General features: G+C 69.5%; 22 protein-coding genes, 1 tRNA gene, 1 other RNA gene and 1 pseudogene. 10 read left to right on the forward strand and 15 right to left on the reverse strand.

All coding sequences use genetic code 11. The features are described from left to right. Window positions 1–53: 53 nt before the first annotated feature. The 6 genes and pseudogenes from ACFZBU_RS27215 to ACFZBU_RS27240 all read right to left on the reverse strand — a co-directional run. A pseudogene (locus ACFZBU_RS27215) lies at window positions 54–1,385 on the reverse strand (Wadjet anti-phage system protein JetD domain-containing protein); the annotation flags it as partial. Next, complete coding sequence (locus ACFZBU_RS27220; protein WP_391586297.1) at window positions 1,375–4,401, reverse strand: hypothetical protein; 3,027 nt, start codon at window positions 4,399–4,401, stop codon at window positions 1,375–1,377. The pseudogene ACFZBU_RS27215 and the gene ACFZBU_RS27220, both read right to left, overlap by 11 nt. Before the next feature lie 55 nt (window positions 4,402–4,456). Continuing rightward, window positions 4,457–5,116 carry a hypothetical protein gene (locus ACFZBU_RS27225; RefSeq protein ID WP_391586298.1) on the reverse strand — a complete coding sequence of 220 codons (660 nt, stop codon included), beginning with the start codon at window positions 5,114–5,116 and terminating at the stop codon, window positions 4,457–4,459. A gap of 552 nt (window positions 5,117–5,668) precedes the next feature. Next, entirely contained in the window at window positions 5,669–6,919 is a 1,251-nt protein-coding gene (locus tag ACFZBU_RS27230; RefSeq protein ID WP_391586299.1) for a hypothetical protein, read from the reverse strand. A 274-nt stretch (window positions 6,920–7,193) separates the two neighbouring features. Next, window positions 7,194–7,943, reverse strand: a complete 750-nt coding sequence (locus tag ACFZBU_RS27235; RefSeq protein WP_391586300.1) for a 5-formyltetrahydrofolate cyclo-ligase — start codon at window positions 7,941–7,943, stop codon at window positions 7,194–7,196. A gap of 17 nt (window positions 7,944–7,960) precedes the next feature. After that, complete coding sequence (locus ACFZBU_RS27240; protein ID WP_391586301.1) at window positions 7,961–9,103, reverse strand: helix-turn-helix transcriptional regulator; 1,143 nt, start codon at window positions 9,101–9,103, stop codon at window positions 7,961–7,963. A gap of 217 nt (window positions 9,104–9,320) precedes the next feature. Here ACFZBU_RS27240 and ACFZBU_RS27245 point away from each other — a divergent pair, with 217 nt between their 5' ends. The 7 genes from ACFZBU_RS27245 to ACFZBU_RS27275 all read left to right on the forward strand — a co-directional run bounded on the left by ACFZBU_RS27245 (window position 9,321) and on the right by ACFZBU_RS27275 (window position 15,340). Beyond that, window positions 9,321–9,458, forward strand: coding sequence for a hypothetical protein (locus ACFZBU_RS27245; protein WP_391586302.1), 138 nt, complete (start codon window positions 9,321–9,323; stop codon window positions 9,456–9,458). 9 nt (window positions 9,459–9,467) lie between these two features. Further along, complete coding sequence (locus tag ACFZBU_RS27250; RefSeq protein ID WP_391586303.1) at window positions 9,468–10,658, forward strand: JmjC domain-containing protein; 1,191 nt, start codon at window positions 9,468–9,470, stop codon at window positions 10,656–10,658. Then, on the forward strand, window positions 10,655–11,557 hold the full coding sequence (locus ACFZBU_RS27255) for an aldo/keto reductase (protein ID WP_391586304.1): 903 nt from the start codon (window positions 10,655–10,657) through the stop codon (window positions 11,555–11,557). The genes ACFZBU_RS27250 and ACFZBU_RS27255 overlap by 4 nt, the downstream gene beginning before the upstream one ends. Next, window positions 11,541–12,380 (forward strand): hypothetical protein, encoded by an 840-nt coding sequence (locus tag ACFZBU_RS27260; RefSeq protein ID WP_391586305.1) that lies wholly within the window; start codon window positions 11,541–11,543, stop codon window positions 12,378–12,380. Before ACFZBU_RS27255 ends, ACFZBU_RS27260 begins: the two co-directional genes overlap by 17 nt. A gap of 251 nt (window positions 12,381–12,631) precedes the next feature. After that, window positions 12,632–13,027, forward strand: coding sequence for an ATP-binding protein (locus ACFZBU_RS27265; protein ID WP_391586306.1), 396 nt, complete (start codon window positions 12,632–12,634; stop codon window positions 13,025–13,027). Continuing rightward, entirely contained in the window at window positions 13,024–14,241 is a 1,218-nt protein-coding gene (locus ACFZBU_RS27270; RefSeq protein ID WP_391586307.1) for an endonuclease/exonuclease/phosphatase family protein, read from the forward strand. Before ACFZBU_RS27265 ends, ACFZBU_RS27270 begins: the two co-directional genes overlap by 4 nt. Window positions 14,242–14,809: 568 nt before the next feature. Next, the gene (locus tag ACFZBU_RS27275) at window positions 14,810–15,340 is read left to right on the forward strand and encodes a hypothetical protein (RefSeq protein WP_391586308.1); all 531 of its coding nucleotides are present in this window, start codon (window positions 14,810–14,812) and stop codon (window positions 15,338–15,340) included. Between the two features lie 78 nt (window positions 15,341–15,418). Here ACFZBU_RS27275 and ACFZBU_RS27280 read toward each other — a convergent pair whose 3' ends face one another. From ACFZBU_RS27280 to ACFZBU_RS27305, 6 genes are all read right to left on the reverse strand, one after another. Next, on the reverse strand, window positions 15,419–15,727 hold the full coding sequence (locus ACFZBU_RS27280) for a hypothetical protein (RefSeq protein ID WP_391586309.1): 309 nt from the start codon (window positions 15,725–15,727) through the stop codon (window positions 15,419–15,421). 106 nt (window positions 15,728–15,833) lie between these two features. Beyond that, complete coding sequence (locus ACFZBU_RS27285; RefSeq protein ID WP_391586310.1) at window positions 15,834–17,633, reverse strand: mobilization protein; 1,800 nt, start codon at window positions 17,631–17,633, stop codon at window positions 15,834–15,836. Then, window positions 17,630–18,265, reverse strand: a complete 636-nt coding sequence (locus ACFZBU_RS27290) for a hypothetical protein (RefSeq protein WP_391586311.1) — start codon at window positions 18,263–18,265, stop codon at window positions 17,630–17,632. The genes ACFZBU_RS27285 and ACFZBU_RS27290 overlap by 4 nt, the downstream gene beginning before the upstream one ends. Window positions 18,266–18,338: 73 nt before the next feature. Beyond that, window positions 18,339–19,106 (reverse strand): DUF2637 domain-containing protein, encoded by a 768-nt coding sequence (locus tag ACFZBU_RS27295; protein ID WP_391586312.1) that lies wholly within the window; start codon window positions 19,104–19,106, stop codon window positions 18,339–18,341. Window positions 19,107–19,278: 172 nt separating this feature from the next. Further along, window positions 19,279–19,989, reverse strand: a complete 711-nt coding sequence (locus ACFZBU_RS27300; protein WP_391586313.1) for an ATP-binding protein — start codon at window positions 19,987–19,989, stop codon at window positions 19,279–19,281. Beyond that, on the reverse strand, window positions 19,986–20,879 hold the full coding sequence (locus ACFZBU_RS27305) for a hypothetical protein (RefSeq protein WP_391586314.1): 894 nt from the start codon (window positions 20,877–20,879) through the stop codon (window positions 19,986–19,988). Before ACFZBU_RS27305 ends, ACFZBU_RS27300 begins: the two co-directional genes overlap by 4 nt. Before the next feature lie 328 nt (window positions 20,880–21,207). Between ACFZBU_RS27305 and ACFZBU_RS27310 the strand changes: the two genes are divergently transcribed. The 3 genes from ACFZBU_RS27310 (at window position 21,208) to ACFZBU_RS27320 (ending at window position 23,401) form a co-directional block, all read left to right on the forward strand. After that, window positions 21,208–21,756, forward strand: a complete 549-nt coding sequence (locus tag ACFZBU_RS27310; RefSeq protein ID WP_391586315.1) for a multiprotein-bridging factor 1 family protein — start codon at window positions 21,208–21,210, stop codon at window positions 21,754–21,756. A gap of 131 nt (window positions 21,757–21,887) precedes the next feature. Continuing rightward, window positions 21,888–22,130 carry a helix-turn-helix domain-containing protein gene (locus ACFZBU_RS27315; protein WP_391586316.1) on the forward strand — a complete coding sequence of 81 codons (243 nt, stop codon included), beginning with the start codon at window positions 21,888–21,890 and terminating at the stop codon, window positions 22,128–22,130. A gap of 14 nt (window positions 22,131–22,144) precedes the next feature. After that, complete coding sequence (locus ACFZBU_RS27320; protein ID WP_391586317.1) at window positions 22,145–23,401, forward strand: tyrosine-type recombinase/integrase; 1,257 nt, start codon at window positions 22,145–22,147, stop codon at window positions 23,399–23,401. 159 nt (window positions 23,402–23,560) lie between these two features. Here the strand turns inward: ACFZBU_RS27320 and ACFZBU_RS27325 are convergent, their stop codons facing one another. The 3 genes from ACFZBU_RS27325 to ffs form a co-directional block, all read right to left on the reverse strand. Continuing rightward, the gene (locus tag ACFZBU_RS27325) at window positions 23,561–24,391 is read right to left on the reverse strand and encodes a hypothetical protein (protein ID WP_391586318.1); all 831 of its coding nucleotides are present in this window, start codon (window positions 24,389–24,391) and stop codon (window positions 23,561–23,563) included. Between the two features lie 393 nt (window positions 24,392–24,784). After that, window positions 24,785–24,872, reverse strand: a tRNA-Ser gene (locus tag ACFZBU_RS27330). Window positions 24,873–24,955: 83 nt separating this feature from the next. Next, an RNA gene (gene ffs, locus ACFZBU_RS27335) (signal recognition particle sRNA small type) lies at window positions 24,956–25,054 on the reverse strand. Window positions 25,055–25,464: the final 410 nt, after the last annotated feature.

Consider the following 25,464-nt stretch of genomic DNA (forward strand, 5'->3'; position numbering starts at 1 on the left):
TACAGCGTTTCCTGTTCGCAGCCGTCCCCACCGGCTTCGACAATGGCCTGGGCGAGGTCGCGCAGGGCCGACGGGCCGGTGACGGCGAGTTCAGTCGCCAGCTTGAGAGAGCCCTCGCGCGCCTCTGGGTCCTGCTGGTACTTCTTGCCGCCGGTGTAGAGATGGGTGTCCATTCCGACCGGGATGATCTGGCGGCCGACACGTTTGGTGAGGTTGTTGACGATGTTGACGCCGTGGGCGTCGAGGTCGCACCAGGCGGCGAGCGGGAGCGGGGCCATGGCCTGGAGGAATTCCACGACGCCATGGGTGGCGTAGCCCTTTCCCCAAAGCAGCAACCAGTCCTCGGCCAATTCGGGTTGCCGGCAGAGAAATTGGTGGGTGTCGTCGTTCTCGACGATGAGGATGCCGCGCGCCGTGCAGGCGACTGAGCCCATCCGCCACAAGCCGTGGGCGGGCATGGCGATCCATGGACGGCTGGTGGCGGCGTCAGCGACGACAGTGCCCATGCGCCATTGCAGGGGACCGCGGATGCGCAACGCCGTGTCCGTCCGGTCGACGGCGAGGTCGAACGGGACGCCCACCAGGTTGGCGAAGGCCTGCTGCAGGGAAGCGGTCCACTCCTGTTTGGAGTTCCGCAGTGCCTGTGCGGCCAAGGCCTTCGCCGTGAGTCTCGGTTGGCCGTCGCCCTGTGCTGTCCACCAGGTGCACGCAGCCATCACAGCGTATTCGTAGACGCGCCAGTTGTCGGTGCCTGCGGTGGTTCCCGAAGGGACGCGCAGTGCTCGTGCGCCGGGCGCGGTCGCCGCGAGCAGGCGGTGCTCATTGGCGAGTTGGGGGACGTCGGCCAGGACGCGGAGCAGGTTCGCGTGGACCTTGGCGGGGTCTCGGTGCCCCGTCAGTTCGGCGAGCTTGTCGTCCGCGACCTCGAGCCAGGTGTCGCTCAGTCGCCAGTGCCGCGGTGTGTAGTGGCGGGCTTCGACGACGTCACAGCGCAGGACGACAGCCCCGTGGCGGAGCAGGTCGACAGTGAGGGACCAGGCGCGGTCACCGAAGTCCGCCTGGACGGTGGACCATTGTCTGATGACGCCGGTGCGCAGGACCTTGACCAAGTCGCGGTGGGTGATTCCGGGGGGCGGCTGGTAGGCCTCGATGGGCTGGTCGGCGATCAGGTCGACCTGTTTGGGATGCAGGCGTCGTCGCGGATCGCGTGGAATCCGGGGGCTGTCGTCCGGTGTCGAACCTTTGCGCGGGATAGTGACGGCGCGTACACCGTCGGGCACGTCACGAAGTGGTACGACGACGCGTCCATGCGCGGGGCCGATCAGCAGAGGGCGCCGGGCGGGCGGGGTCTGCCGTGGGTGAGGTGTGGTCTCATCACTGGTCATGGTCCCGCCCTGCCTGGATCCAGAACGCGGTCAGCTCCGTCTCGCCGCTGTGAGGGGAGTAGCCCCAGGCCTGGGTGGGGCGGTTGAGGGCGAACGCGGTGTCGGGGTGGGAGAACCAGATGAGCTCGCCGCAGACGTCGGCGGCGTCGCTGAGCACGCTGTCCTGGCACGTGCCCAGGACGGTGATCTGGTGTTCGCGGGCGACGTCCCCAAGCGAGGTGAGGACGTCTTTGCGGTTGACCTCGCCGAGGCTGTTGCCGAGTTCATCGAGGATGAGCAGCCGACCGTGGGAGTCGGAATCGGCGAGGAGGGCGGCCAGGACGAGGCCGATCGCGTTGACCTTGACTTGGGCGCTGTTCGCGACCTCACGGTAGGAGACATGGGGCCCGTGCGCAGAGCGTTTCCACTGTGGTGTCACCTCCCAGCGCCATTCCCCAGAGCCGTCGGGACGTTCGCGGGAGACCGCCAGCGTGGCCCCGTCTTCGCCGCGGCGTCGGGACAGGCTGTCGAAGGCGGAACTGATTCTCGCGAAGAGCGCGTCGAGATGGCGCTCGATCATGTCCTGGAGACTCACCAGGTTGTGTGTCGCAGTTGTGGCGCTGTCCGCCAGGGCGTCAATGGCCCGTTCCCGTTCCACTCGAGCTTCGGTGACCCGCGTGGCAGTGGTGCGGTCACGGTCGTGGGCGCTGTCCAGAAGCGCCGTCAGCGGGGCACAGCAGTCATCGAAGGCGGTGGCGGCGGGGGGTCGCTTGCCGTCGCTGTCGGCGAGACGATCGCGCTGTTCGGCAGCGTCGAGGAGGATCTGAGGCTGGACTTCCGGTGGCCCATAGTGGCGTACGGCGTCGCGCAAGTGCTCGAGCGCCCCGCGACGCAATGACGCAGTGAGCGACTGGCTCTTGGACGGCAGCACGCCGTCGATACTCGCCTGGTCCAAGGCCGCGGTTGCTTCGGCGACGCTGCCACCGAAGCAACCGAGCCATGCATTCAACGCGACGGCTTCACGGTCCCGGTCCATAGCTGCTGCCTTGTGCCGTTCCTCGGTGTGCGTCTTCTCCGCCACCTGCACCGTGAGTCGCAGCGTCTCGACACGTGCCACGTACGAGGCCTGCTCGGCCTGAACCTTCTCAAGCGTGTCGCGCGCCATCTCCTCGGCCTTCCGAGCCAAGACGACCGCTGTTCTGGCCTTCTCCAGAGTTGTTTCCTCTCTGTCGATCTCGCCCTTGAGCTCGTTGAGCCGTTCGACTGCCTGCGCTGCCTTGAGGTGGGCTTCGGCAAGCATGCGTGCCGTCGCTGCCGTGGTAGCGGCGGACTCAGCGCCTGCCAGTGCGATGCGGGCTTGATCGACGTCCTCCTGTGCGGCACGCAAGCGGGCCGCACGCCCGGCCACAGGCTCGCGAAAACCGCCGACTTGTGTCAGGTCGAGCCCAGGATCGTGGGCGCTGTCCGGGGCCGTGAGGTGATGTGTTCGCTGTGCCAGGGTGTTCAGGAACCCGGTAATTGGCCAGTCGCTGCCCACGCCCGGCGGGAGTGGCTGCACGCAGGCGGTGTCGTCGGCGGCGACGACCTGGACGCCGGGGAGAACTGCCAGCTCGGCCCGAGCCGCCTCGGCGTCACGGGGTGCTACGACCACCGCGTCGCGCCACGGCCACAGACGTGGCTCCCACATCCCCCGTGACTCGTCCGCGAGTTGAATCTGGTCCAACAGCGCCGCTGAGAACACTCCGGCCTGTTCGAGGATGTCCACGCCTTGACCAGCAACCCCTGCACGCCCCAAGCGGACCCGCTCCAGGACGGCTTCCACGTCACGGATTTTGTTCTGCGAGGCCTGGAGTTTGGTCTGTGCTGCGACGAGGCCCTGTACGCAACATTCGACGTCGCTTTGGGCTTGGTCCACGGTCGTCCCGTTCCATCCGTCGACCTGTGGTGTGGTTCCTTCGTGGTCGATCCTCAGATTGTTCAGGCGCGCCTCGGACTGGGCTAGAGACCGTTCACGGTCCTTGAGTAGGTGCGCTTCCTTGCCCCACTCGGTCCTTGCGGCGCGAGCACGGGGTTCGATACTTTTTTCCGCCTCCAGAACCATCAGTTCTCCGCGCGCGTCCGAACAGCTTTGCGAGGCCTCCTCGACCTTGGCTTGCTGGATGGTCACGGCCTCGCCGATCTCCGAGTCCCGGACGTATGCCCCCTTGACCGCTGCGGCCAGGTATAGCCGCCAGGAGTCGCGCGCTTGGTCAACCGCGTCACGAGCCCGGCCGCGTGCGGCGATGTCGTGCAGCGTCCGGTCCTCTTCGATGCGGGCGCTTTCCGCCGCAGCCTGGGCTTCTTTCAACTCGCTTGCGGCCGTCAGCTGCTTGCCGCGCTCCCTCGCCTCGTCCTCCAGCAGGTGACGCATCCCGGCGAGAGAGATCAGAGAGGTACCGATGGCCGACGGCTCCAACTCGGTCATCTGCTGGCTGAGCAGGGACGGCACTGGTGACCTGAGTGCGGTGTCCAGGTACGTCAGGCACCGCGGGGCGTTGCCGTACAGGGTCTCGGCCATTGCGCGCGCCGACAGTGTCCCCGCGCTTGGCAACCCTTTCCACAGATCGTCCGCCTCCAGGCTTCGGGTGACGTCGTCCTCGGAGGTCGCAACGTGCAGCCCATCCGTCCACCTGGCCTGCACGAACGGTGGGCTGCCCGATATGCGCATCCACACCGTCAGCGCAGTGCCCTCCGGAGCGTCCGGTTGTGCGAACACCCCGACGATGTACCCGTGCCGGATTGACGCCGCCTGCTCCTGCTCCAGGCCTGCGGCCTCCGAACGGAACAAGATGCCAGCAGCGGGCTTCCCGCCGTTGACCTCCATACGCCACTGCGGGTCGCACAACAGCAACGACAGTGCAATCAGGAAACTCGTCTTCCCCGACCCGTTCGAGTCGCCCTTCGGTCCCTTCCCTGAAATCGCGACGAACGTCCCGGGGACAAGCGGGACGGCATGGGTCGTCAACCGGGCGATGTCGAAGAACTGCACCGCCAGCAATAACCGATCCCCGACGACCCCCCGAGGTTGACCCACCGACGGAGGCCCTGCGAGCTCAGGTGTTGTCGTTGTCATCGTCCGCTCCGTTCTGCCCACCCTCTTCCGGTACGGTCCACGAGATCCCCGCGTCGCGCCGGCGCAGCGCCTCCGCCTGCGCGCCTTCGGGCTCCGCGAGCAGCACCAACTGCTCGAACAAGTGCCGCATCATCGCCGGTGTGAGGCGGAGAAACTGCGGTCCGGGAATCAGGCCCCCGCTTCGCCACTGCAACACGTCAGCGCGCACTAAGATTTTCACGGCCTCGTCGATTTGCGTGTCGGACAGGGCACTATGCCGCAGCTCTTCCCTGGGAACGGCTATGCCGTCCGTCCACAACACCCCCCGGGGCACGCGCCCGTCGGCGCGGGGGATCGCGACACCGCGCAACAGCACCAGGGTGAGCACCGCCCGGCACTCACGAGGCAGGACGCCCGTGCCCTCCTTAGCCAGCCGAGCGGCAATCGGGTCGCTATACCCGGACAGGTAGCCGCCCCTCACGGTCACCAGCACCCGCCCTGCCGCCGCCAGCTCCTCCTCGACCACCAGACGCAAGGTGGGCTCTGCCAGAGCACGAAACGTGGACGCGGGAACCGGCCGCCGAGCCGTTTCGACCGCGCACACCGCGGCGTGTACGTCGTCCTGACGCGCCTGAGACAACCCCACCATCGATTCCCTCACCGGGGGTCCCGCCCGACGTACGGCAGTCGGTCATGACACTCCCGCAGCACCGCGACGTCCGCGCGTGACCATAGCGCCACCTGCGGCCCAAGCCGAACCATCCGGTCGCCCCCATCGTCGGCCAGTAGACCGCACACCCTCAACGTCCGTACTGCGCCACGCGACGACGCCGACAACCCGAACCCGGAAGGAACCTTCGGGGCCAAGGAGCGAAAGGCGGCAACAGCCGCGTGGATCGCTTCCACATCAGCCGGAATACCCGGGTAGAGCGGGAACGTCGGGTCGGGCCAACATCCCCGAACGCAGGCAGCCATCGTGAGCAAAATCGACGGGGACCCGGTCCGGTGCAACTCCAGCTCGGCCGCCGCGCCTCCCGCCGGATCCGACTCCTCGGGCCAGCACACCGTCAGACCGCGCCCACCGTCGCCTGATTGCACCTCCATCACCCGCCGACCCAGTGGTCGGGCGATAGCATCCAACCCCGCTCGACCACCCGGCTCTCCTGCGGCGGGAACAACACGCAACGCCCGCGCCCGCGCCAGCCGATACGCGTCATCCACCCCCGCCACTTTCATCCCCCTTCCGGTCCCTCCGTCTCACCACTATCGGCGTCACGTAGGTCACCGGTCCGTGTGGCGAGACATCGATACGGGTGCCCAGCTGCACCTCGTAGGGCATATCCGGGTCGGCGTCCGCTTGAAGTAGGGTCACGACCGACCGGATGGTAGACCTCCAGCCTCCCGATTCCCACCCTGAAGACAGCTCTGCCTCCGACCGGCCGCGCATCAGCAACTCCATCTCGGCGACCCGCCGCTCCCGGGCACGACGAGCGCGATCTTGGGCCACTTCAACTGGGTGCGATCCAGGGGGAGTGTCCGGCGCACGGTCCGGCCGGCGGCGCGTCGGTGGCGGGCGGTGTCGATCCACCGCGTCGACCAGATCGGTTGGTCCGACGAAGAGCGTTCCAGGATCGAACACCGTCTCGGCGAACACTCCGGCCAGGGCATCCACTGACGAATGACGCGCCGCTGTGTCGTACTGCTCGGGTGCCAGTAGTGTGAAATCCCGGTGCAATCCAGCGTAGTCGGCCAATCGGCGGTAGAACGCATGACATGCTGCCGAGTACCGCATCGCCTCGCTGATCAACCGGGTGACCGCACCTGTCAACGACTCGAACTGATCCGCGACCAGGTCCACCAGTTCCTTGGCCACGCTCAGCAACCGGTCCGCCGTACGGTGACCTTGTCGTTCCGCGAGCAGATCGGTGATCGTTCGCCACCGCACCAGATGGAAAAGATGGTTCGCCTGGTGCGCGAAGCCGCGGCGGGCCTTGACGATGTGCGCGGCGGTCGACTCCAGTGACAGGAAGCCTGTCCGCAACCCATCGCTCGTCCGGTCGAGGAGCGACAGCAGTTCATCCGCGCCGTTGATCTCGCCCAGGCGCTCGAACACCAAGAGCGCGACGCTGCTCTTCGGATTGAAGATGTACCGCGACTGGTGCCCCTTATCGACCACAGGGCGGATCATGTCCATCTCGACGAACAGTGAGAACCGGGCGTCGAACACCTCCCGAGAGGCGATGTGTTCGCACCGGCGTGCAACTTCACCGCGGGTGAGCCCCCTCTCGGTCGACGCGTCGCCGAAGGCATCGTGGACGGCTTCGGCGAGTTGCAGCGCCACCGGATCCTGTGTCACGGCGCTTCGGGTCGAGGCGATCGGGGCGACAACAGGTCGAAGCCCGTGGAGGAACCCGGATCCATCGTCATCCGGGGGCGTGAACAGGTCGAGCCCGCCGTAATCCAAGTCGACCTCCGCGTAGCACAGCGCCAAGCGGAGCCTGGCATCCCCCCACCTGGCCCTCGGGCCGGTGACCTAGTCTTACGTGGCCTGCGTTCCCCATTCCGTGCTTGGTGTTTATTGCACCCTGCCAGAAGAGCGGTGCCCGGCGGGTGCGAACGCAATGGCTTGGCGAGATAGTCCGCCAGCCATATGCAATCGTGCGACCAGCCCTCGTGAGTGGGCTTCGGATACGGCCGAACCGAAGTTCAAGCGAGAGGTTAGTCCGATATGGCATCTCTCAGATGCGTTTGCTCAACCCGCCATTTGCCCAAGAGGCTCGCAGAGCAAGGGCGGGAATCTGGGCGATCTTCTCCGGCGTGAGGTGATCCCAGAGGATGCCCGGGGGACGATGCGTCTCGGTCGTCCTGATGACTTCGTCAGGGGTGATGATCAGGTCCACGGTGACGTCGTGTTCGGTGGACGGGATCGGTTCGTCGATCACTTGAAGTGCGTGGACCGTGGTGACGATCAGAGTGTTGGGGCTGATGAGGCCGGCCTCGGTGAGCAGGGCAAACTCGATGTCGGAGTAGCCGGCGCCCTTGCCGATGCGGACGCCGGTGCGGTTCACCGCGACGCTGCCGAGGACGACGATGTCGATCGGTTGGAGGGTGTCGGCGTCGGCGGTCGGGGCGATGGTTGCCGCGATGTGACTGGTTGCCGCCTGCTCGGGTGGGGCGGTGAGTGTCGCGGGGTCGAGGACGTAGAACGGCTTCGGCGTGGCGAGTTTGGGGACCGCCATGTACACGATCTTGCCCTCGGTCAAGGCGTGCACGCGGACGGGTAGCTGGGCCTTGTCCGGCACGGATTTGATGACGTCAGCGGTCTTCCACCGGGCGAGTGCGGCGAGGCGTTCGGCGGCCTGCTCCTTGCCGCAGAAGTCCGGGATCCTGCCGTGGCTGGTCGCGTCGTGGACGGCGTCTGCGGCGTCGAGTGCGTCCCATACTTGTTCGCGGACGCGTTGTTTGGCCTGTTCGTGCTCGGTGGGCACCGCGCGCTCCTTGGTGTTCAGGTGGCGGTCATCAGGGTGAAGAGGCGGTCCTGGACGTCTTGTACGTCGACGCGGCGATGCCATGGGCGTAGTTCGCGGCCGGCGGCGAAGATGACGTTCATGCCCCCGCCTCCTCGGGTTTGTTCCAGCTCGTCGATGGCCTGGCCGAGCACGGACACGGCGTTGTCGAGTTCGCCTTGCCTGATGAGGGCGAGTGTCAGGTTTCCGAGGACGATGGTGCGCGACTTCCGCCTGGTGAGCAATTGTTCGGCGGTCGACTGCAGTTGCTGCTGGGCACGATGGTTCTGTCCGAGGTTCAGGTAGCACGAGCCGGCCAGGCGTCCGAACTGGGTGGGGGAGACGAGGTCGGCGGCGGCGTCGACGGCGGTGACCCGGTCGAGATGGCGTTCGGCCTGGGCGAGGGCTCGTTCGCAGTCGGAGGCGTGTCCGAGCATCGCGTGCGCTTCTCCGACGTGGAGGAGGGCGACGGCCAGTAGCGCGGGGCTGGTGGTCTTGGCGGCGTCGGCTGCCCGCAGCGAGTAGTCGAGGCCCTGTTGTGGTTGGCATGTGCCGTAGAGCGCGAGGTATCCGGTGCGTAGTAGGGCTCGGCCTTCCAGGGTGCGGTCGTGCAGGTGGCGGGCGAGATTGATGCCCTGTGCGTAGTAGGTGTGGGCTGTGGTGTGGTCCGAGCGTTGCGAGGCGTCCCAGACGAGTTGGCCCATGAGGGTCGCCGCCTCGGCCTGCAGGCTGCGGAGTTCGCGTTGGGCTCGTCCGACGCGGGCCTGGTCGGCCGCCATGGCGACGCGAGTCAGGAGCTGGCCTGCGTCGGCGAGTAGTCCTGCGGAAGGCGAGCTGTCGTAGCGTTCGGCGACATCCAAGAGGTCCGCGCGTAACGCGGCGCCGGTGGCCGGGTCACCGTGGCCCAGTCCGATCACCGGCGACCGATTGCAATCGCCGACATCGCGCAGCAGCGTGTCGAGCTCCTCCTGGGACAGACCCAATGCACTCGCAAGGCTCGGACGCATCCACGGCTGCGGGCCTTTGCCGTTTTCCCAGCGGGCGATGGTGGTGCGGTCGACGCCGAGCCGCTCGGCGAGTGATTCCTGAGTGAATCCCTGCGACTCGCGGCGCCGCACGAGTCGATGGCGCTTGAACGTCATGGCGTGGCCTCCCGATTGCCATGGTCCGCCGATTCCCCAGGTCATCACCCACAGTGCCGCATGGATGCAGCATGTGTGCGGCTTTGGGGCCCTGTTCCACAGCCGAGCAACGCGATTCGGTGGGTTCACGCGAACGGACCGGGACGTGAAGTCCCGCTCACCGTGACGCATCGGGGGCGGCGGTAGTCCGCCCTCGCAACCGAAAGGGAGGAATGCCATGCCTGAGATCGTGCCCACCACGGCCAAGGCGGAGGACGGCCTGCTGGTCGCCCGCCGCCGTATCGTGGCCGCCCGCTCGCGCGCCGAGCAGCCGTCCGACGGCGGTTCGACCGGCGTCAGCGACACGAACGACTGACGGCCCGACATGAGGACCGCCGACACCTCGGTGGTCGCGCGCCTGGGCGGGGAGACCTTCCTCGCCCGGGTGTTCGGCCGAGAGTTCCGTATCGCACGCGGGGACGCCGCCACCGTCGCCGGCCTGCTGGGCTGGGAGGACGTGAACGCCATCCTGGCCCGGCACCGCCTCGAACCCCCACGCCTTCGCCTGTGCTCGGGCGGCGACATGCTGCCCCAGCACCTGTACACGCGACCGGTGACCACCCGCCGCAACACCGTGTGGAACCGCATCCAACCGGCGGCACTGCACGAGCAGTTGGCCGCCGGTGCCACCCTCGTCCTGGACGCCGCCGACGAACTCCACGCCCGCATCGGCGACCTCGCAGCCCAGTTGGAACGCGACTTTCGCACTGCGGTGCAGGCCAACCTTTACGCGTCTTGGACCGCGAACGAAGGCTTCGGCACCCACTGGGACGACCACGACGTCGTTGTCGTCCAGGTCGACGGCGCGAAGCGGTGGCGCCTGTACGGTCCCACCCGTGTCGTGCCGATGCACCGCGACGTCGAAGCCCCCGAACCGCCGCCCGACGACCCGATCGCGGACCTCGTCCTCACCCCGGGCGACACGCTGTACGTGCCGCGCGGCTGGTGGCACGCCGTCGCCGCCGAGGACGGCGGGCGGTCCCTGCACCTGACCTTCGGCCTGCAGAGCACGACCGGCGCCGACCTGATCGGCTGGCTCGCCGACACCCTGCGCACCCATCGGGCGGTGCGCGCCGACGTGCCGCGGCTCGGAACGGCACAACAGAAGCGGGACTTCGCCGAGACCCTCCTCAAGCTCGTCACGGCCGAGCTCGAAGCCGAGGGCGTGGTCGATCGATACGCCGAGTTCCGGGACGCGACCGAGCAGCCTCGGCAGGCCCCTTCGCTTCCCTATGTCGACGGCGTGCCCGCGTCGCCCGGGCTGCCGGTGAGACTGCTTGTCTCACGGGCATCGGTGACTCGTGACCCGGACGGCCAGGTCGTACTCACGGCAGGGGGTGAGGAGTGGATCTTCGCCCCGCAGGTACACGCGATGCTCACCCTTCTCCTGGACTGCCGTTCCCACCGGCTCGGCGAACTCGCCCAGGCGTCGGGGGTGCGAGTCGAACAGGCCGCCGCCGTGGTCACCGAGCTGGTGGCCAGCCAGGTCGCGCACGTCGGGACGGTGACCACGTGACGGCCACGCTCGCCTTGGGCACCTATCGCTGTCCCGACGTGGCACTCGCGGCGACGGTCGCGGTGGCCGCCGGGGTCGAGTGGATCGACACCGCGCCGAACTACGGCGCCGGGACGGCCGAGCCCGCTCTAGCACCGATCCTCGCGGCATACCCCCGAATCCGGGTATCCACGAAGGTCGGCTTCATGACCCGGAAGATCGCCGCCGACGCACTCACCGCAGGGGTACTCCACCGACGCGAAGCGGGTATCCGGCACAGCTTGGCGCCCGAGTTCGTACGTTGGCAGATCCACCGCAGCCGCTCCGACCTCGGGCGACGACCCGACGTCGTTTTCCTGCACAATCCCGAACACGCCCCCGAGGGCAGCCGCGAGGCCCAAGCCGCGCGACTGCTGTCGGCGATTGCAGCCCTCGAAGAAGCGGCGGCCGAGGGCACGATCGGCGGCTACGGCATCTCGACCTGGACCGGCTTCTCCACCGGCCGGTTCGACGTCGGGACGCTGCTGTCCATGGCGCGGACCGTCGCCGGTGACAGGCACCACCTGCGGGCGGTGCAACTCCCCGTTTCCCTGGTCCACCTCGAACCGCTCGCCGCCGCAATGGCAGGCGGCGGCGTGCTTCGAGACGCCCTCACCGCGGGCGTCGAGGTCTTCGCATCGGCCCCACTGCACGGAGGCGAGCTGCCCGCGATGCTCACCCCCGAGGCCGTCGAACTCGTCGGCGACGGACTGACGGCCGCTCAGGCCGCCCTGATCGTGCCGGCATCCGCACCGGGAGTGTGTCGTGTCCTGCTCTCCAGCAGCGACCCGCAACACTGGAACGACGCCATGAGAGCCTGTGCGCGTCCGCCGCTCGACCCGAGCCGACTCCGAAGGATCAGCGATGTTTTCGCCGCCTGACGACCCGCGCGAAGTCGCCTTGATGCGCGACGCCTACCGGCGTTCCGCCACCGCTCTCACGGTCCTTCCCGACGACGGCACCGAAGTGTGGGGATGGCGCGGCAGGACCCTGAGCGGGCCCGTCACCGGTGACCACGGCCTCGGGTGGCTGCGACTCGTCCGCGCACCTGCCGACAAGGCCGGAGGCCGGTTGTGGCTCGGGCCGGAGGACGCCGAGAAGGCCGTCCCGGATTCCGTACCGAGGCCCCGGTTGCGCGGTGTCGAGGACTGGGCCGACGGCGACCACGCCTTCCGAGCCGAACTCCACGAACGCGTCACGGCCCGCCCGATCACCACCGCTGGCCCGGTACTCCGCGAGGACCCCTGGCTCGACGACACGTGGTGGCACGATCTGCGCCGGGCACTCGACCACATCGCCCCCGTGACCACCGACCGCATCGCCCTGCGCCAGGCATACGTCGACCGCGCCATGCCCGAGTACCTCGGATGCCCGATCGACACGACCGTGCCCACCTGGACCACCGCCCACGGCGACCTGCACTGGGCCAACCTGACCGCACCCCGGCTCGCCATCCTCGACTGGGAAGGCTGGGGCGCCGCCCCGGCCGGCTACGACGCCGCGATGCTCCACACCTACAGCCTCCTCGTCCCGGACGTCGCAGCCCGAATCCGCAGCGAACTCGCGCACGTCCTGAACACCCCCGCAGGCCGATACTCCGAACTCGCCGTCATTACCCAGCTCCTCCAGACCACCACACGCGGCGACAACCTCGACCTGGAACAACCCCTCCGCGCCCGAGCAAGCCGAATTCTCGGCACCTGACCCTTCGCTTCCTCCCAGGAGCCAAGCCGACGGGATCGGCTTTAGGTGTGGGCGGCGGCGCGTTGGTTCCACACCCGGAGAACCCCTGAACGAGGCTCCGCCCGTTCCACCGTCCTGAACCTGACACTCCCCCGAAGCGGAACACAGTTCGCGCACCGGTGTCGCGATCCCGACCGGGGTTGATCGCGCGCTCGCTCATGCGCACATATGACTAGTTTTCACCACGAATCCCGAGAAGTCTGAGGACAACTGTGCCCAGCGATACTCTCGAACTTCCCTCCGTCCTGCGGCTACGAGGACCTCGGCCTGTACGGACCGCGCGTGAGCACGCCGCAGCCAAGGCACGAGTCGCCGGCGCCCACGAGGATGACGTCGCCGAAGTGATCAGCGAACTGACCACCAACGTCTTCGTCCACGGCCACCCGACGAGCACCGTCCTGGTGACCACCCACACGGCCGACGGCCTGTTCTGGGTAACGGTGCTGGCCCGCCAACGTGCGGTGACCCTGCCGCAACCCGTCGAGGAACCGGACGCCGAATCCGGACGGGGACTGCTGTTGGCCCACGCCCTGACGACCGCCTTCCGATGCGAGCGTCGACAGAACGGCTACCAGGCGTTCATCGCCGGATTCGCGATGCACCCGTGATCGGCCGATTCGTCCAACGGGCGGACGCAGGGGTCTCCCACGGTGTCGAGCAGGACATCGACAACGTTCCGCACCCACCGCGGCTCTCCACCTTCGAGCGGGTCCGCGCCGGTTGCTGGGCGGCAGTGGAGTGGTGGGACGTGCACGTGCGTTACCGCGACCTGCACCGCCGGCTCGATGGCGTGCGTGCGGACCTGGGCGGCCTGGGCCTCGACTCCCGAGGCTTCGCCGCCTACGCGGACTCGCTCCGAACGAGCTTTGACCCACGGCTCGCGGGCGACGCGCCCCACACGGCGAGCAAAGCGTCCGATGAGGACTGGTGCGACATGGAGGCGTCCTTCGAAGGCTTCGCCCGGGAGTACGCGGCGTTCCAGGTGTTCCGCCGTGGCGGGATGGCCGAGAAGGAGGAGGCGATGCAGCACTCGGTCAGGCGTGTGGGCACCTACAACCTCTTGGACGGAGGGGGCGATCGCTTCCCCTCGCAGATGGCGGTCCTGCGGGCGATGGACCTGGACCTCGTTGCCCTGCAGGAGGTCCAGCACGGTACTCGGGACGATCACGCGCTGGAGTGCGCGATCGCCAACGAGCTGGGCATGCAAACCATGCTGGCCCCGTCCGCGAGTCACGGCTGCCATCTGGTGCTCGCGTGGAACCCCGCCAGGCTCCGGCGCGTCGGCTACACCCCCGATGCCGCCGAGGGGAAGTTCCACCACACGCTCCAGCGCGTCGAGTTCGTCGTCCCCGACAGCGGCGCGCCCCTCACCGTCCTGCACACGCATCTGGACCCGTTCTCGGGCGACGACCGCGAGAGCGAGGCCCGGTGGCTCACGGAGTACGCCGCGCCCGGTCGGCGCACGCTGCTGCTGGGTGACCTAAACACGATCGGGGCGTTCGACCCCGAACCCGACTGGTCGACCCTGCCCGCCCACCTCCACTCGCGGCACCGGCTGTGCCGCGAGGACGGGACCCTCGGCCTGACCGACCGGCGGGCGATCCGCCTGCTCGACACGGCCGGGTTCGTCGACCCCTTCGCGAACGTGCGATCAGGGCGCGAGACGGTCGGTCACTGGGACGAGAAGGAGGACGGCATCCGCCGCCGGAGCGACCACATCCTCGGCAGCGGACTCGCCTTCCGCACCGCGGGCGTCATCGACGACCCGGCCGTGCGCCGACTCTCGGACCACCTACCCGTCTACGCGGTCGTCGAGGTCTGAGACCGACACTCGCCCATGGCGGTGAGCCCCGCTCCGGTTGCGTGAAACGTCCGCGACCGAAACCGCCACCCCTCGGCGCAGGGCCGCGCCGAGCTCCAGCACCCCGCCCTCGCGCGTACACCCCCGGCGCGGGGGCGGGGTTCCCGCAAGATGGCTCCGGTGACCGGCGTTGACGGTTCCGGGTGTGGCCATCGGTCATTCCATGAGAAGGACCTGGTGACGTGACGTACCTCTGTGCTGCCGTTCTGGCCTGGGTTGGCCGGCTGCTGTTCGGACCGCCGGATGGTATCCACGTCCGCCGGCACGCGCCGACGGCCCACCGCTTACCTCCTGCCGCTGGCCCTCGGAAGCCGGCCGCAGGCGGGCGGACGCTGGCCCACATGCGCGAGTGCGGGTCGGCAACAGGCCACCCGGAAGGCAAGGGGCTCAAGACCTTCCCCTCGGACCATGAGGCTCCGACGGTGCGGCCGTATCTCCGGGAGGCGGAGCGTCACCGACGAGCACACCCGGCTGCGGCACCGCACGTGCTCAAGGGCGACTGCGATCTGCGGGTCGCGACGGTGTGCCCGTGAAGCCCGCCGACGGAACGAGCCCGGAACCCGAACGCCGGCCGGACCTGCGGGAGCTGTCCGCGTTGCTGGAGCGGTGGCGGATGGAACCCTGGGCGGAGATCGCCGAGGCGGCCCGTACCGCCGGAACGCTCATGCGGGACCGTCTGGTCGCGGGCGGACGGTGGGAGGCGCTCCCCGCAGGCGAACAGGCCGCCGTGCACTGGGCGATGACCACCGGCCACGTGCTCGTGACCAACCCGCAGCGCCATCGGAACCCGGACGAGGACGGCACTCGTCTGCATCGACTCGCCGAAACCGCCAGCCACGTCGCCGACCTGTGTGACGGCTGGACACACGGGAAACATGCGTGTGACGCACGCCGTGCCGAGGACCTCGGCCGCACGATGGCGGCGCTGCCGCACGGGTGGCGCGGGGAGGCCATGCGCCGGGTGACGGACGGCGAAGACCCGTCGGCGGTGTTCACCGAGGCACACATCGCCCTGAACATCTTGCGCAACGTGTATGGCATCGACGCCCGCACACCTTGACCCACGAGGCGGAGCTTGCCGGCCCACGAACCGGCGGCGGCGCCGTGTGGGAACGCTGCCCGGCGCCGCTCATGCGGATCAGACGTACGTACCGGCGAGCAGCCCGTCGAAGCCGAGACTGACGAGGGCTTCGGTGTAGGTGGGCCAGTAGCGGTCCGGTGGTCCGGCGGCGAGGGTCTCGAAGTCAGCGGCGCCGAGGTTGGGTTCGTGCCATTGGTGTGCGCAGCGGCAGCGGATGAAGGTGTGGCCTCGGTGGCGGACGAGGAGCCAGTCGCGGCCAGCGTCGCAGGCGGGGCAGCGCACCGGGATGCCGGTGACACGGAGCTCGTCCGGGTACTCGGTGCACGTCACCAGGGCGGCCTGGTCGTAGGTCCCGGGTTCGGGCATGGGGTGCAGGTTCGGAACGGGCGGGAGCTCGGGTCGGTCGTCGGGGTGGGGTTCGGGCATGGTGTCCTCTCCGGTCGGGGACGACACACCATGCCCCCGACCGGCTCTACAAGTCCATCGTGTTCGGCGGCCCTTTGGAGCCGCGTTCGCGCAGGTCACAGAAGTCATGGCGGGTTCTGTGGTCAGCGTCTGCGGCGACGCTCCTCCGTGGTGGGGCGCATCGGGGTGGGGGCGACGGGCCGGGCCGGTGCGGTGGCCGTGCGTGTGGTGCTGCGGGTGGTGGCGGCTCGTGCTTGGGCGGTGGGTTGGTGGAGTTGGCGGCGGATGCGCCAGGTGAGGACTTCGGCGGGTGAAGCGGCGGTGTCGAGTTCGCGCTGTCTACGGCTTTGAGCAGGACGGTGGTCGGTGCTTTGCCGGTGCGGGCGGCTTGGGCGAGCGCGGTGTTGAGGGCGGGCCAGGCGGGGTCGGTCAGGATGTGTTCGGCGTGCTCGGGCAGTACCTGCCACAGGGCGTCGAGGAGTTCGGGCGTGGCCGGTGGTGCCTCCCGGCGGCGTGCTTGGGGCGAAGTGTCGGGTCGCGTCGGGCGGGTGGCCGTGGCTCGCGGGGTGGTGGTGTGGCGGTAGGCGACCTGGAGGTGCTGGAGCGCCTGGTGGGCTGCGGCTGCCTGCTGGTGGTGGTTGCGGGCTCGGTGCCAGTGGGCGGCGGCGATCGCGGCCAGGACGAGGGTGCACAGGATCATGGCGGTTGCTCCGCCGTCCTGTTCGCCGCGGCCGGCCCACAGGAGGTCGCGGGCCGCCGAACGCAGTGCGTCTCCGGCGCGTTGGTCGGCCTTGATGCGCGAGCGGGTGGCGCGTTCGAACGCGATCGAGGCTCGGCGGACCTCGATGCGGGTGGGGCCGGTGGTGACGACGACCATGGCGGCGAACGCCTCGCCCAGCGCGCAGAGTTGCCCGGCCGCCGCTTCGTCCTCGCTTTGGCGGAGGTGCCCGGGGACGGCGTCGAGGGTGGCGGCGGCCCGGTACCAGGTTTCGGTGGTGGGGGTGCCGCGGTCGGGGTCGGGGTGGAAGCGGGCGCGGATCTTGGGCAGGGACAGGTCCGGGGCGAGTCTGGTGCCGCTGAACCAGATGGGTTCGCCGTGCGCGTTGGTGTCGTCGGGGAGCGCGACGTTGTAGCCGCCGACGTCGCCGGAGGGCAGGACTCGTTTCCTGATCTGGACCCCGAGCCGATCGAGAGCGGCGAAGAACTCCGTCTCGTTCGAGGCCGCCGCGACCGCGGTGCGGACCATTTCCCGCAGCTGTTCGCGCGGGGTGGTGGTTCGCCCTCGGCGTTCGGCCTTGCGGCGTTCCGCGTCGGTGGGTCGTCGGGCGGCGGTGCGGTCGGGGCGGTCGACCCGGACCAGGCCCCATTCCTCCTCCATGCGGGCGCATTCGGCCCCGGCGCGGAAGACGTCCCGGTAGTTGTCGGGGCGACGCAGGTCGGCCTGGACGAGGGTGGCGAGGATGTGGATGTGGTCGTCGGCGTGGCGGACCGCGATCCAGCGGCACCCGTTGGGGTCGCCCTCGGCGGCGATGCCGGCGGCGGCGACGACGCGGCGTGCGGCCTGGGCCCATTGCTCGTCGGTGAGGATCGGGTCGTCGGGGTGGTTGCGCAGCGAGCAGTGCCATACGTGCTTGTCGGGGGCGTTGGCTCCGGCCTGGTCCACGCGCACGTCCAACAGGCGCGCGAGTCGGGTCATGGCGGCGGTGTACTCGGGGGTGTCGGGGGCGAGGTGTCCGGGGTCGGGGAGGAAGCCCTCCCACGCGGCGACGATGTGCTGATCGGTGTGCGGGCTGCTGCTCTTGCCGGGGCCGAACAGGTAGTGCAGCGTTCCGCGGGTCCTGGTCCTGTTGACGATCTTGACGATCATCGGGTGGCCGTCCGCCCCAGGCGCAGGTCGGTCGCTGCCTCGACCTGCTCGACGACCCGACGGCAGTGGTCGATCCCGTCGGTGACCGCAGTGGCCAGCGCGGTGTCCTCGGGGCGGGTCGGCCCGCCCGCGTTGAGGCGGTGGGCGACCTGGTTGAACTGGGTGCCCGCCCGGACCAGGGCGGTCCGGGTGCGGACGAGTTCGTCGAGGAGGGCGTCGTCCGCACCGTTGACCCGGAAGCCGGTGGCGCGGGACCGGGCGAGGGCGGCGTCGGCGATGTACCGGGCGAGGGTGTGGCGCTCGGAGGTGGCGGCCTCTTGGAGTTCGGCGCGCTCGGAGACGGACAGGCGCACGCTCACGGGCCTGCGCTGGATCTTCTTGCGCTTGCGGATGCGCGGCTTGACGGGCGCGACGGCGGAGGCGTCGACGAGCGCGTGCGGCGGCGTGTCGGCGACGGTGTTAGGCAGTTCCCCCTCCCGTCGCGCCCCCCGGCGCTGCGGGCCGTGTGCGCCGTCCCCGCCCTCGGGGATCGGCGCACACGCGTGGGACCGGCCGACGGACGGTCCCACGCCTTGCTTGCTCGCCCCGCCGAGGAGGTTCTGCGTTGTGGCGAGGGGGAGTTCGTCGCTCAAGATTCCGGCTCCTGACTGGGGAAGAGGTCACCCGCCCGGAACGTCCGGGCGGGTGTGGGTCGGTGACGGGCGATCAGGTGCGGGCGGGCGTCTTCGAGGCGGCTTCGGCCTCGTTGCGTAGGGTTCGCATCAGGTCGGTGAGGCGCTCGTTGGAGACACGGCGGCCCTGGTCGCGCAGGGCGTTGGCCACGATCGCCCGGGTGATCCGGCCACCGTCCGCGACGGCCTGCCGAGCGGCCGGCAGAAGGTCGTCCCCGGCCGCGGAGGGGTCCGGCTCGGCGGCCCACACGGTCGCCTTCGTTCCGGCGAGGGCGAGTTCGGTCTGCTCGGCGTCCCTGGTGACCGTCGCTGTGGGCATCCGGTCGGTCACCAGGTCACCGGTCCGGGATGGGTGTCCGGGCGGGGTCGGTCGGCTCGGCGCGGTGGTGGCGGGTGCCGGTTGGCGGGCGATGAGGATGTAGAGGTGGACCGCTCCGGCGAGGGCGAGCGGCGCGAGGGTCGACAGGACGCCGACCGTGGTGTTGCCCAACCGCAGCCCGGGGTCGCTCGGGTCGGTCTGCTGGTTGATGCGGACGGCGTGCAGGGCGTTGGCCCAGATACTCGCCCCGGTCGCCGATCCGAACAGCGCCCACACGTACACCCGGGCGGCGGGTGGTGCGGTCCGCAGGACCAGGAGCGCGCGGATGCCGTAGGCGATGAACCCGTCGATCAGCAGCGGGAAAAGGAAGCTCAGTGCGCCGCGCACGTGCACGGCCACGGCCATCTGCCGCAGCGCGTCGTAGGAGAGGGCGAACCCGGCGAGGCCGAGGCCGGCGATGGCAGCCCGGTCCCAGGCCGTCACCCGGGCGTGGCCGGTGGTGGTGTCGGTGATCGTGGTCAGGGTCGCTCCTTGAGGGGTGCGGGTGGGGTGGGCAAGGATTCGGGCAAGGGGCAGGCGAGGGCTGGCCGCTGCCCTTGCCTGCCAGCGGGCGGAGCTGAAGCCCCGCCCGCCCCGCCCATTTCCTGATGGTGGGTCAGTCGGTCGGTCGGCGACGTCGGTCGGGCCCGGTGAGGATGACGCGGTCGGTCATCTCGGCGAGGCGGGAGGCGACCCGGTCGCCGAGGATGTCGCGGATGCGGGGGATCGGCAGGTTGGTGGTGAACAGGGTCGGCAGCATGTGCTCGTAGCGGTGGTCGACGAGGCGGTAGGTCAGTTCCTCGGTCCACTCGGAGGTCTTGGCGGCGCCGAGGTCGTCGAGGATGAGCAGCGGGCAGCGGCTCAGTTCGCGCATCTCGCCTTCCGTGTCGTGGCCCTGACGGGGCCTCAGTGCGGCGTACAGGTCGGCGGTGGTGGCCTTGTGCCAGCGCAGGCGGACTCCGGCCCGGAGGAGGCCGCGGACGGCTCCGTACGCCTGGTGGGTCTTGCCGGTGCCGGTGGTCCCGGCGATCAACAGCGAGGGTCCGGTGGCGATGCCGAACGTCCCACCCGGTCCGGGTCTGGCCTCGTTGACGATCCGCCGCATCCACCCGGTGATGCCGGGGTGGTCGGCGACGGCGGAGCGGTAGCGCGGGGGGATGCGCTGTTCCGCCATGGCCAGGGCGTCGGCGATGCGGTCGCTCTCGTCGTCGGTGTCGAGCGGGCGCGCGGGGTCGAGGCCGCGTTGGGCGAGGATGCGCAGGACACGCTGCTCGGAACCGGTGCCCACCCGTTGCGGGTCGGCGGGTCGGCGGAGGCCGGTGGTCACAGGTCACCGCCGTAGGCCGCCTCGGGGTCCTCGGGGTTGGTCCACGGCCGGTACGCCGTTGGGGCGCCGGGTCGGTCGGCGTTCATGACCTCGTTGACCAGCCCCGGCAGGGCGCTCGGGTTGAGGCCCTTGGCCCGCAGCCGCTCCAGGCCGGCCCGGATGTGCTCAGTGGACACGCCCTCGTCCAGGAGGATCTTCGCCTCCCGGCCGATCCGGCTCAGGACGCTCTCCGGCGGCCGGGTGCGGCAGGCGTTCACGTACTCGGCGACGAGCGCGGGAGTGGTGTCGGGCGCGTGGGCGCCCGCGCCCCCCGGAGGGAAGATCCTAGGTCCAGGATCCAAGATCCTAGATCCGGGCGTTGAGCCCTCACCGACATCTCCGTGAGGGTTCACTGAACCCTCACTGAATGCCGTCCGACCTGCGGATTCGCGATTCACGGAGTCATCCGTGAGCGTGCGGTGAACCTTCACCGAGCCCTCACTGAGCCCTCCGTGAGGGCTCGGCGAGTCGTCCCCGAAGGCTCCTCCGGCCTTCTTGCGCGAGGCGTCGTGATCCGGGCAGGCGGGCAGCCGAGAAGCGCTCGGCCGGTTGATCTTCTGGTGCTCGTGCCAGGACACGATGTGCAGGTACCGCTTGCCGTCCGGGGTTGTGTAGCGGCAGAGAAGTCCGGCCTCGGCGAGCTGCTGGAGGTCGTTCTCGACGTCGAGCGGCGTGTGCTCGGGACGCAGCGGCCACAGCACCCCGGCGATGATCGCGGCGTGGTCTCGGTGGCGTCCATGGTCATCCGCCTGGGTGAAGAGGCCGACGAAGGTGCGCTCGGCGGTCACGCTGACCGAGGCCAGACTCTCGGAGCTGAACAGCTCCGGCTTGATCGTGCGGATGCGCGCCACGGCTATCGCGCCTCCGTCCGGGTGGGACGGCGCGTGGCGGATGCGCCCCGGAGGGCTGTCGTCGTACGCTTGCTCAAGGCATTTCCTCACTCGGCGGTCCGGGGGGCAACCCGGTTCCACCGTGGTCGAGCGTTCAGGGATGGGCGGTCGCGAGGTGTGTTGTGGGGCTCCCGGCGTTCGTAGCGCCGGGAGCCTTTTGCGTTCCCGGTGCTACCCGGGCCGAGCCTCCGTTAATCCCTGGAGGATCGTTTGCATTCTGTCCTGCATCAGGCTACTCTCCAACGGCGGTCGATGCAATAGGGCTTGATCGCATTGCAAGGAGGATCGGATGAGCGGATCGGTGCCCGGCCCGCCGGGCGGCCCGCAGTCGATGTGGAGCGAGGACAACGTCGCCGAGCGCGTGCGCCTGGAGCGCGAGGCGCGCAAGTGGAGCACCGCGACACTGGCCGAGCGCATGTCGGACGCGGGCTTTCCCATCAACCAGTCCGCGATCTGGCGGATCGAGAGCGCCGAGCCCCGGCGGCGGATCAACCTCGACGAGGCCATCGGCTTCGCCCAGGTCTTCGGCATCGACCTCGACAACCTCCTCGGCCCGCCCCAACTCGCGATGCACGAACGCGCCGTCCAACTGATCGACGACGTCCGCACGTCCTACCGCGCCATCCGCGCGGCCAACGACCAGCTCGCCGCCGCCCAACAGGCCCTTGAGACCTACATCGACGCCCACCCCGAGATCGAGGACGAGGTCGGCGAAGCCGTGAGCCAGGTCATCGCGGAGGAACTGGTCACCCCGGGCCCCTTCTCCGGGCCACGCCTCGTCCACTTCGGCCATCCACCGACCGTGGACGAGGACCCAACCGACCCACCGGGCGAGTAGCCGCCCACCCGAAACCCCGCCGCCCCGGTGCTACGAACACCGAGGCTGCGGCCGGCACCACGTCCCGCCCATCCCTGAACGGAACGACCCGGCGGCCTTTTGCCCAAGGCGCCGCCGAGTAAGGACCTGCCTTGTCCCAGATCCGCCCGAACACCGCCGTGCCCGCCGAACCGACCGGCGACCCCACCCTCGTCGCCCTCACCGTCGAGGAAGCCGCCCGCCGCCTCGGCATCGGCCGCACGACGATGTACGCCTTGATTGCCTCTGGCGACATCCCCTCGGTCACCATCGGCCGCCTGCGCCGCGTCCCGGCCGAAGCCCTGGGCGCGTACGTCGCCGGCCTGCTCGTCGCCGACCTGCCGCTCGCGGCCTGAGCGGGGGCGATCGAATGGCCGACAACACCCGGCAGCCCAACGGCGCCTCGTCCATCTTCCAGGGCAACGACGGCCGCTGGCACGGCTATGTCACCGTCGGCGTCAAGGACAACGGCCGACCCGACCGCCGCCACGTCTCCGCCAAGACCCGCGCCGAGGTGACCAAGAAGGTCCGCGCGTTGGAGCGCGCCCGCGACGCGGGCACCGTCCGCAAGGCTGGCCAGGCGTGGACGCTCACGGCGTGGCTCCGGCACTGGATCGACAACATCGCCCCGCTCGCCGTCACCGAGAACTCCCTCGCCGGTTACGAGGTCGACGTCCGCGTGCACCTCACCCCCGGCCTCGGTGCGCACCGTCTGACCAAGCTGGAGCCCGAACACCTGGAGCGCTTCTACGCGAAGATGCAGGCCGGCGGCAGCAAGCCCGCCACCGCCCACCACGCGCACCGCACCTTGAGCGTCGCCTTGGGTGAGGCGGTTCGTCGCGGGCATCTCACGGTCAACGTCGCGAAGATCGCCAAGGCCCCGCGCCTGGACGAGGAAGAGGTCGAGCCCTACTCGGTCGAGGAGGTCCAGCGGATCCTCCTCGCCGCCGTGCAACGGCGGAACCAGGCCCGCTGGGTCGTCGCCCTCGCCCTCGGCCTACGACAGGGCGAAGTCCTCGGCCTGAAGTGGTCGGACGTCGACCTCGACTCGGGCTTCATGTGCGTCCGGCGCGGCCGACTGCGCCCCAAGTACGCGCACGGCTGCGGCGACACCTGCGGTCGCAAGGCCGGCTACTGCCCCTCCCGCGAGCAGATCCGCCGCGAGACCAAGGACACCAAGTCCCGAGCGGGCCGCCGCACCATCGGCCTGCCCGACGAGCTGACCAAGATCCTCCGCCGACACCGCGAACTCCAGGACGCCGAGCGCGCCCAGGCCCGCCAGCTCTGGACCGAGACCGGCTACGTGTTCACCTCGGCCACCGGCGCGATCCTCAACCCGAACACCGACTACCACCACTGGAAGGAACTCCTCCAGGAGGCCGGCGTCCGCGACGCCCGCCTCCACGACGCCCGCCACACCGCCGCGACCGTCCTCCTCCTGCTCGGCGTCCCCGAGCGCATCGTCATGGCCATCATGGGCTGGTCCTCGACCACGATGGCCAAGCGCTACCAACACGTCACCGACCCGCTGCTGCGCGACACCGCAGAGAGGGTCAACAACCTCCTGTGGGGGATCGGTAGCAGCGAAGTCCCGGAGTCCGAAGGGGTAAAACCGGCCGCGACGTGACTGCCTGGTCCGGGGGCTCGGCCTTGAACGGGCCGAGCCCCCGGACCGGCGGACAGAGGGGACGCCCCTCGGCGCAGACGCGCGGATCAGGGGTGTGTCCCAGTTCGTCCCACCCTCTTGGATGGCGCGAACGCCGGTCGGTGGGGTTGGTGTCCAGCGTCAACTGTCCCAGGGTGCGGTGTACTCGTCGGTGATCTTGATTCCGATGAGGGTCGGCAGGCCCCAGTAGTGCAGGGCGACGGCCTTGAGGTGCGTCGGGTCCTGGGCCAAGAGCGTGCCGGACCGCGCGGCGTCTTCGAGCATCCCCAGCAGCACGCGGTCGAAGCCGCAGATGTGGCCAAGTTCGTCGGGAGCTCCGCAGGTTACGAGCAGGATCTCGTTCTCGGGGCGATCCTTGTCACGCACGAGATCGCGCAGCGCTTCGACCGCTTCATGGGGGTAGATCGCCCGCGAGACGGTCGCGATGACCTGGACGCTTCCCGGGTGCCCACCGCGCTCGACTCGCGTGGCCAAGGCGCCGATCAGTGGGTAGAAACCGGCATGACCGAGGCTGCTCGGGAGGCCGTTGCTCATGTCGACGCCGTCGAGCCAGCATCCCCGGTCGGCGGTGAGCGCGTCGGTGATGTCGGTGAGCAGGGAGCGGTCGTCGCGCGGGAGGCTCGCCTCGCCGAGGAGGGTCAGCATGACCGTGTTGCCCACGAGGTGGGGGTAGCGGGAGAGGTTGTCGGTGAGGAGTGTCTCCAGGCGCCGCCCGAAGGCGCGGATGCGGGCGAGATCGATCCGCACGCGAGGGAGAGTCAGTTCGGCGAGTTCGATGTCCCAGGCGCGCCCCGATGCGCCGGTGAGTCGTCGGTCGGGTGGATCGCTGCCGGGACCGACTGTGAAGGGCGCATCGACCGGCGTGTGCACGGTGAGCGCCATGAGGAAGGAATAGAGCTGGGAATCCTCGCGGCTGGCCTTGCTCAGGTGGCCCAGCGCGGAGATCCGCACATCACGAGGAGCCCCACCGACGGAGTACGTACTTTGGGCGTCACTGGCGGAGTTCGTCGCATTCATGCCTGACGAGGCTCCTCCGTCACACACCCCGGTCGCAACCACATATCGCCACGAGGCGATCGGATTCGGGCCGCCAACCTGGGACAGCCCTTCCGAAGAAACGACGAGCGACGCGCGATGCGGTAGCCGTCACTCGTGGAGCGGTTGGCGTGATCGACCGGACTATGTCGAGCCGCTCTGAACCGCACCGAACGGCGACGGACGGTTGCCTGCGAGATTACCCCTAACCTGGGGATTCTTCGGCCCAACTGCAACCAGAACTGCAACCACAACGACGTCAGCCCGGATCGTCGGAACGATCCGGGCTGACGTTTTGCCTGTTCAGGCTGGCGGAGGATACGAGATTCGAACTCGTGAGGGGGTGAACCCAACACGCTTTCCAAGCGTGCGCCCTAGGCCACTAGGCGAATCCTCCGTGCGGAAGCTTACAGGAGGTCGGCGGGTGCTCGCGCACCCCTATTCGAAGGGGGCGGAGGGGTGGGCCGGGCGGGGTGGGGAAACTGTGAACCCCCCGTGCACCCGGCAGAGCCTCCCTATCCTTGCTGCCTTCCGGCCCTGGGGAGGTTCAGGAGGATACCGCCGCACGGGGGGTCCGGGGCCTACAGTACCCGACCGGGGCAGGTGCTCGGGTACGGGTGGGGTTGGTGTTCGGGCAGGGATGGGGCCGGTGTTCGGGCACGGGCGGACGGTGGGAGTCCGCGATCGTTCGGGCACGGGCGGACGGTGGGAGTCCGCGACCGTTCGGGCACGGGCGGACGGTGGGAGTCCGCGACCGTTCGGGCACGGGCGGACGGTGGGAGTCCGCGACCGTTCGAGCACAGGTGGGCGGTGTGGGTCCGCGACCGTTCAGGCGCGGCGGACGGTGGGGGTCCGCGTCCGTTCGGGCACAGGCGGGCGGTGGGGGTCGGCGGCTGTTCGGGTGCGGGCCGGTGAAGGGAGTCCGCGACCGTTCGGGCGTCCGTGGGTGGTGAGGGGCCGCGTGTGTCCTTCCGCCCGGCTATCGTCGG

The sequence above is a fragment of the Embleya sp. NPDC008237 genome, from assembly GCF_042956465.1.
Taxonomy (GTDB): Bacteria; Actinomycetota; Actinomycetes; order Streptomycetales; family Streptomycetaceae; genus Embleya.

What these genes read in the sequence shown, in the direction of transcription:
- ACFZBU_RS27240 (WP_391586301.1), bottom strand. Translation starts at nt 9,103, where the DNA reads ATGACGTTCAAGCGCCATCGACTCGTGCGGCGCCGCGAGTCGCAGGGA.
- ACFZBU_RS27250 (WP_391586303.1), top strand. Translation starts at nt 9,468, where the DNA reads ATGAGGACCGCCGACACCTCGGTGGTCGCGCGCCTGGGCGGGGAGACC.
- ACFZBU_RS27285 (WP_391586310.1), bottom strand. Translation starts at nt 17,633, where the DNA reads ATGATCGTCAAGATCGTCAACAGGACCAGGACCCGCGGAACGCTGCAC.
- ACFZBU_RS27310 (WP_391586315.1), top strand. Translation starts at nt 21,208, where the DNA reads ATGAGCGGATCGGTGCCCGGCCCGCCGGGCGGCCCGCAGTCGATGTGG.
- ACFZBU_RS27280 (WP_391586309.1), bottom strand. Translation starts at nt 15,727, where the DNA reads ATGCCCGAACCCGGGACCTACGACCAGGCCGCCCTGGTGACGTGCACC.
- ACFZBU_RS27245 (WP_391586302.1), top strand. Translation starts at nt 9,321, where the DNA reads ATGCCTGAGATCGTGCCCACCACGGCCAAGGCGGAGGACGGCCTGCTG.
- ACFZBU_RS27320 (WP_391586317.1), top strand. Translation starts at nt 22,145, where the DNA reads ATGGCCGACAACACCCGGCAGCCCAACGGCGCCTCGTCCATCTTCCAG.
- ACFZBU_RS27260 (WP_391586305.1), top strand. Translation starts at nt 11,541, where the DNA reads ATGTTTTCGCCGCCTGACGACCCGCGCGAAGTCGCCTTGATGCGCGAC.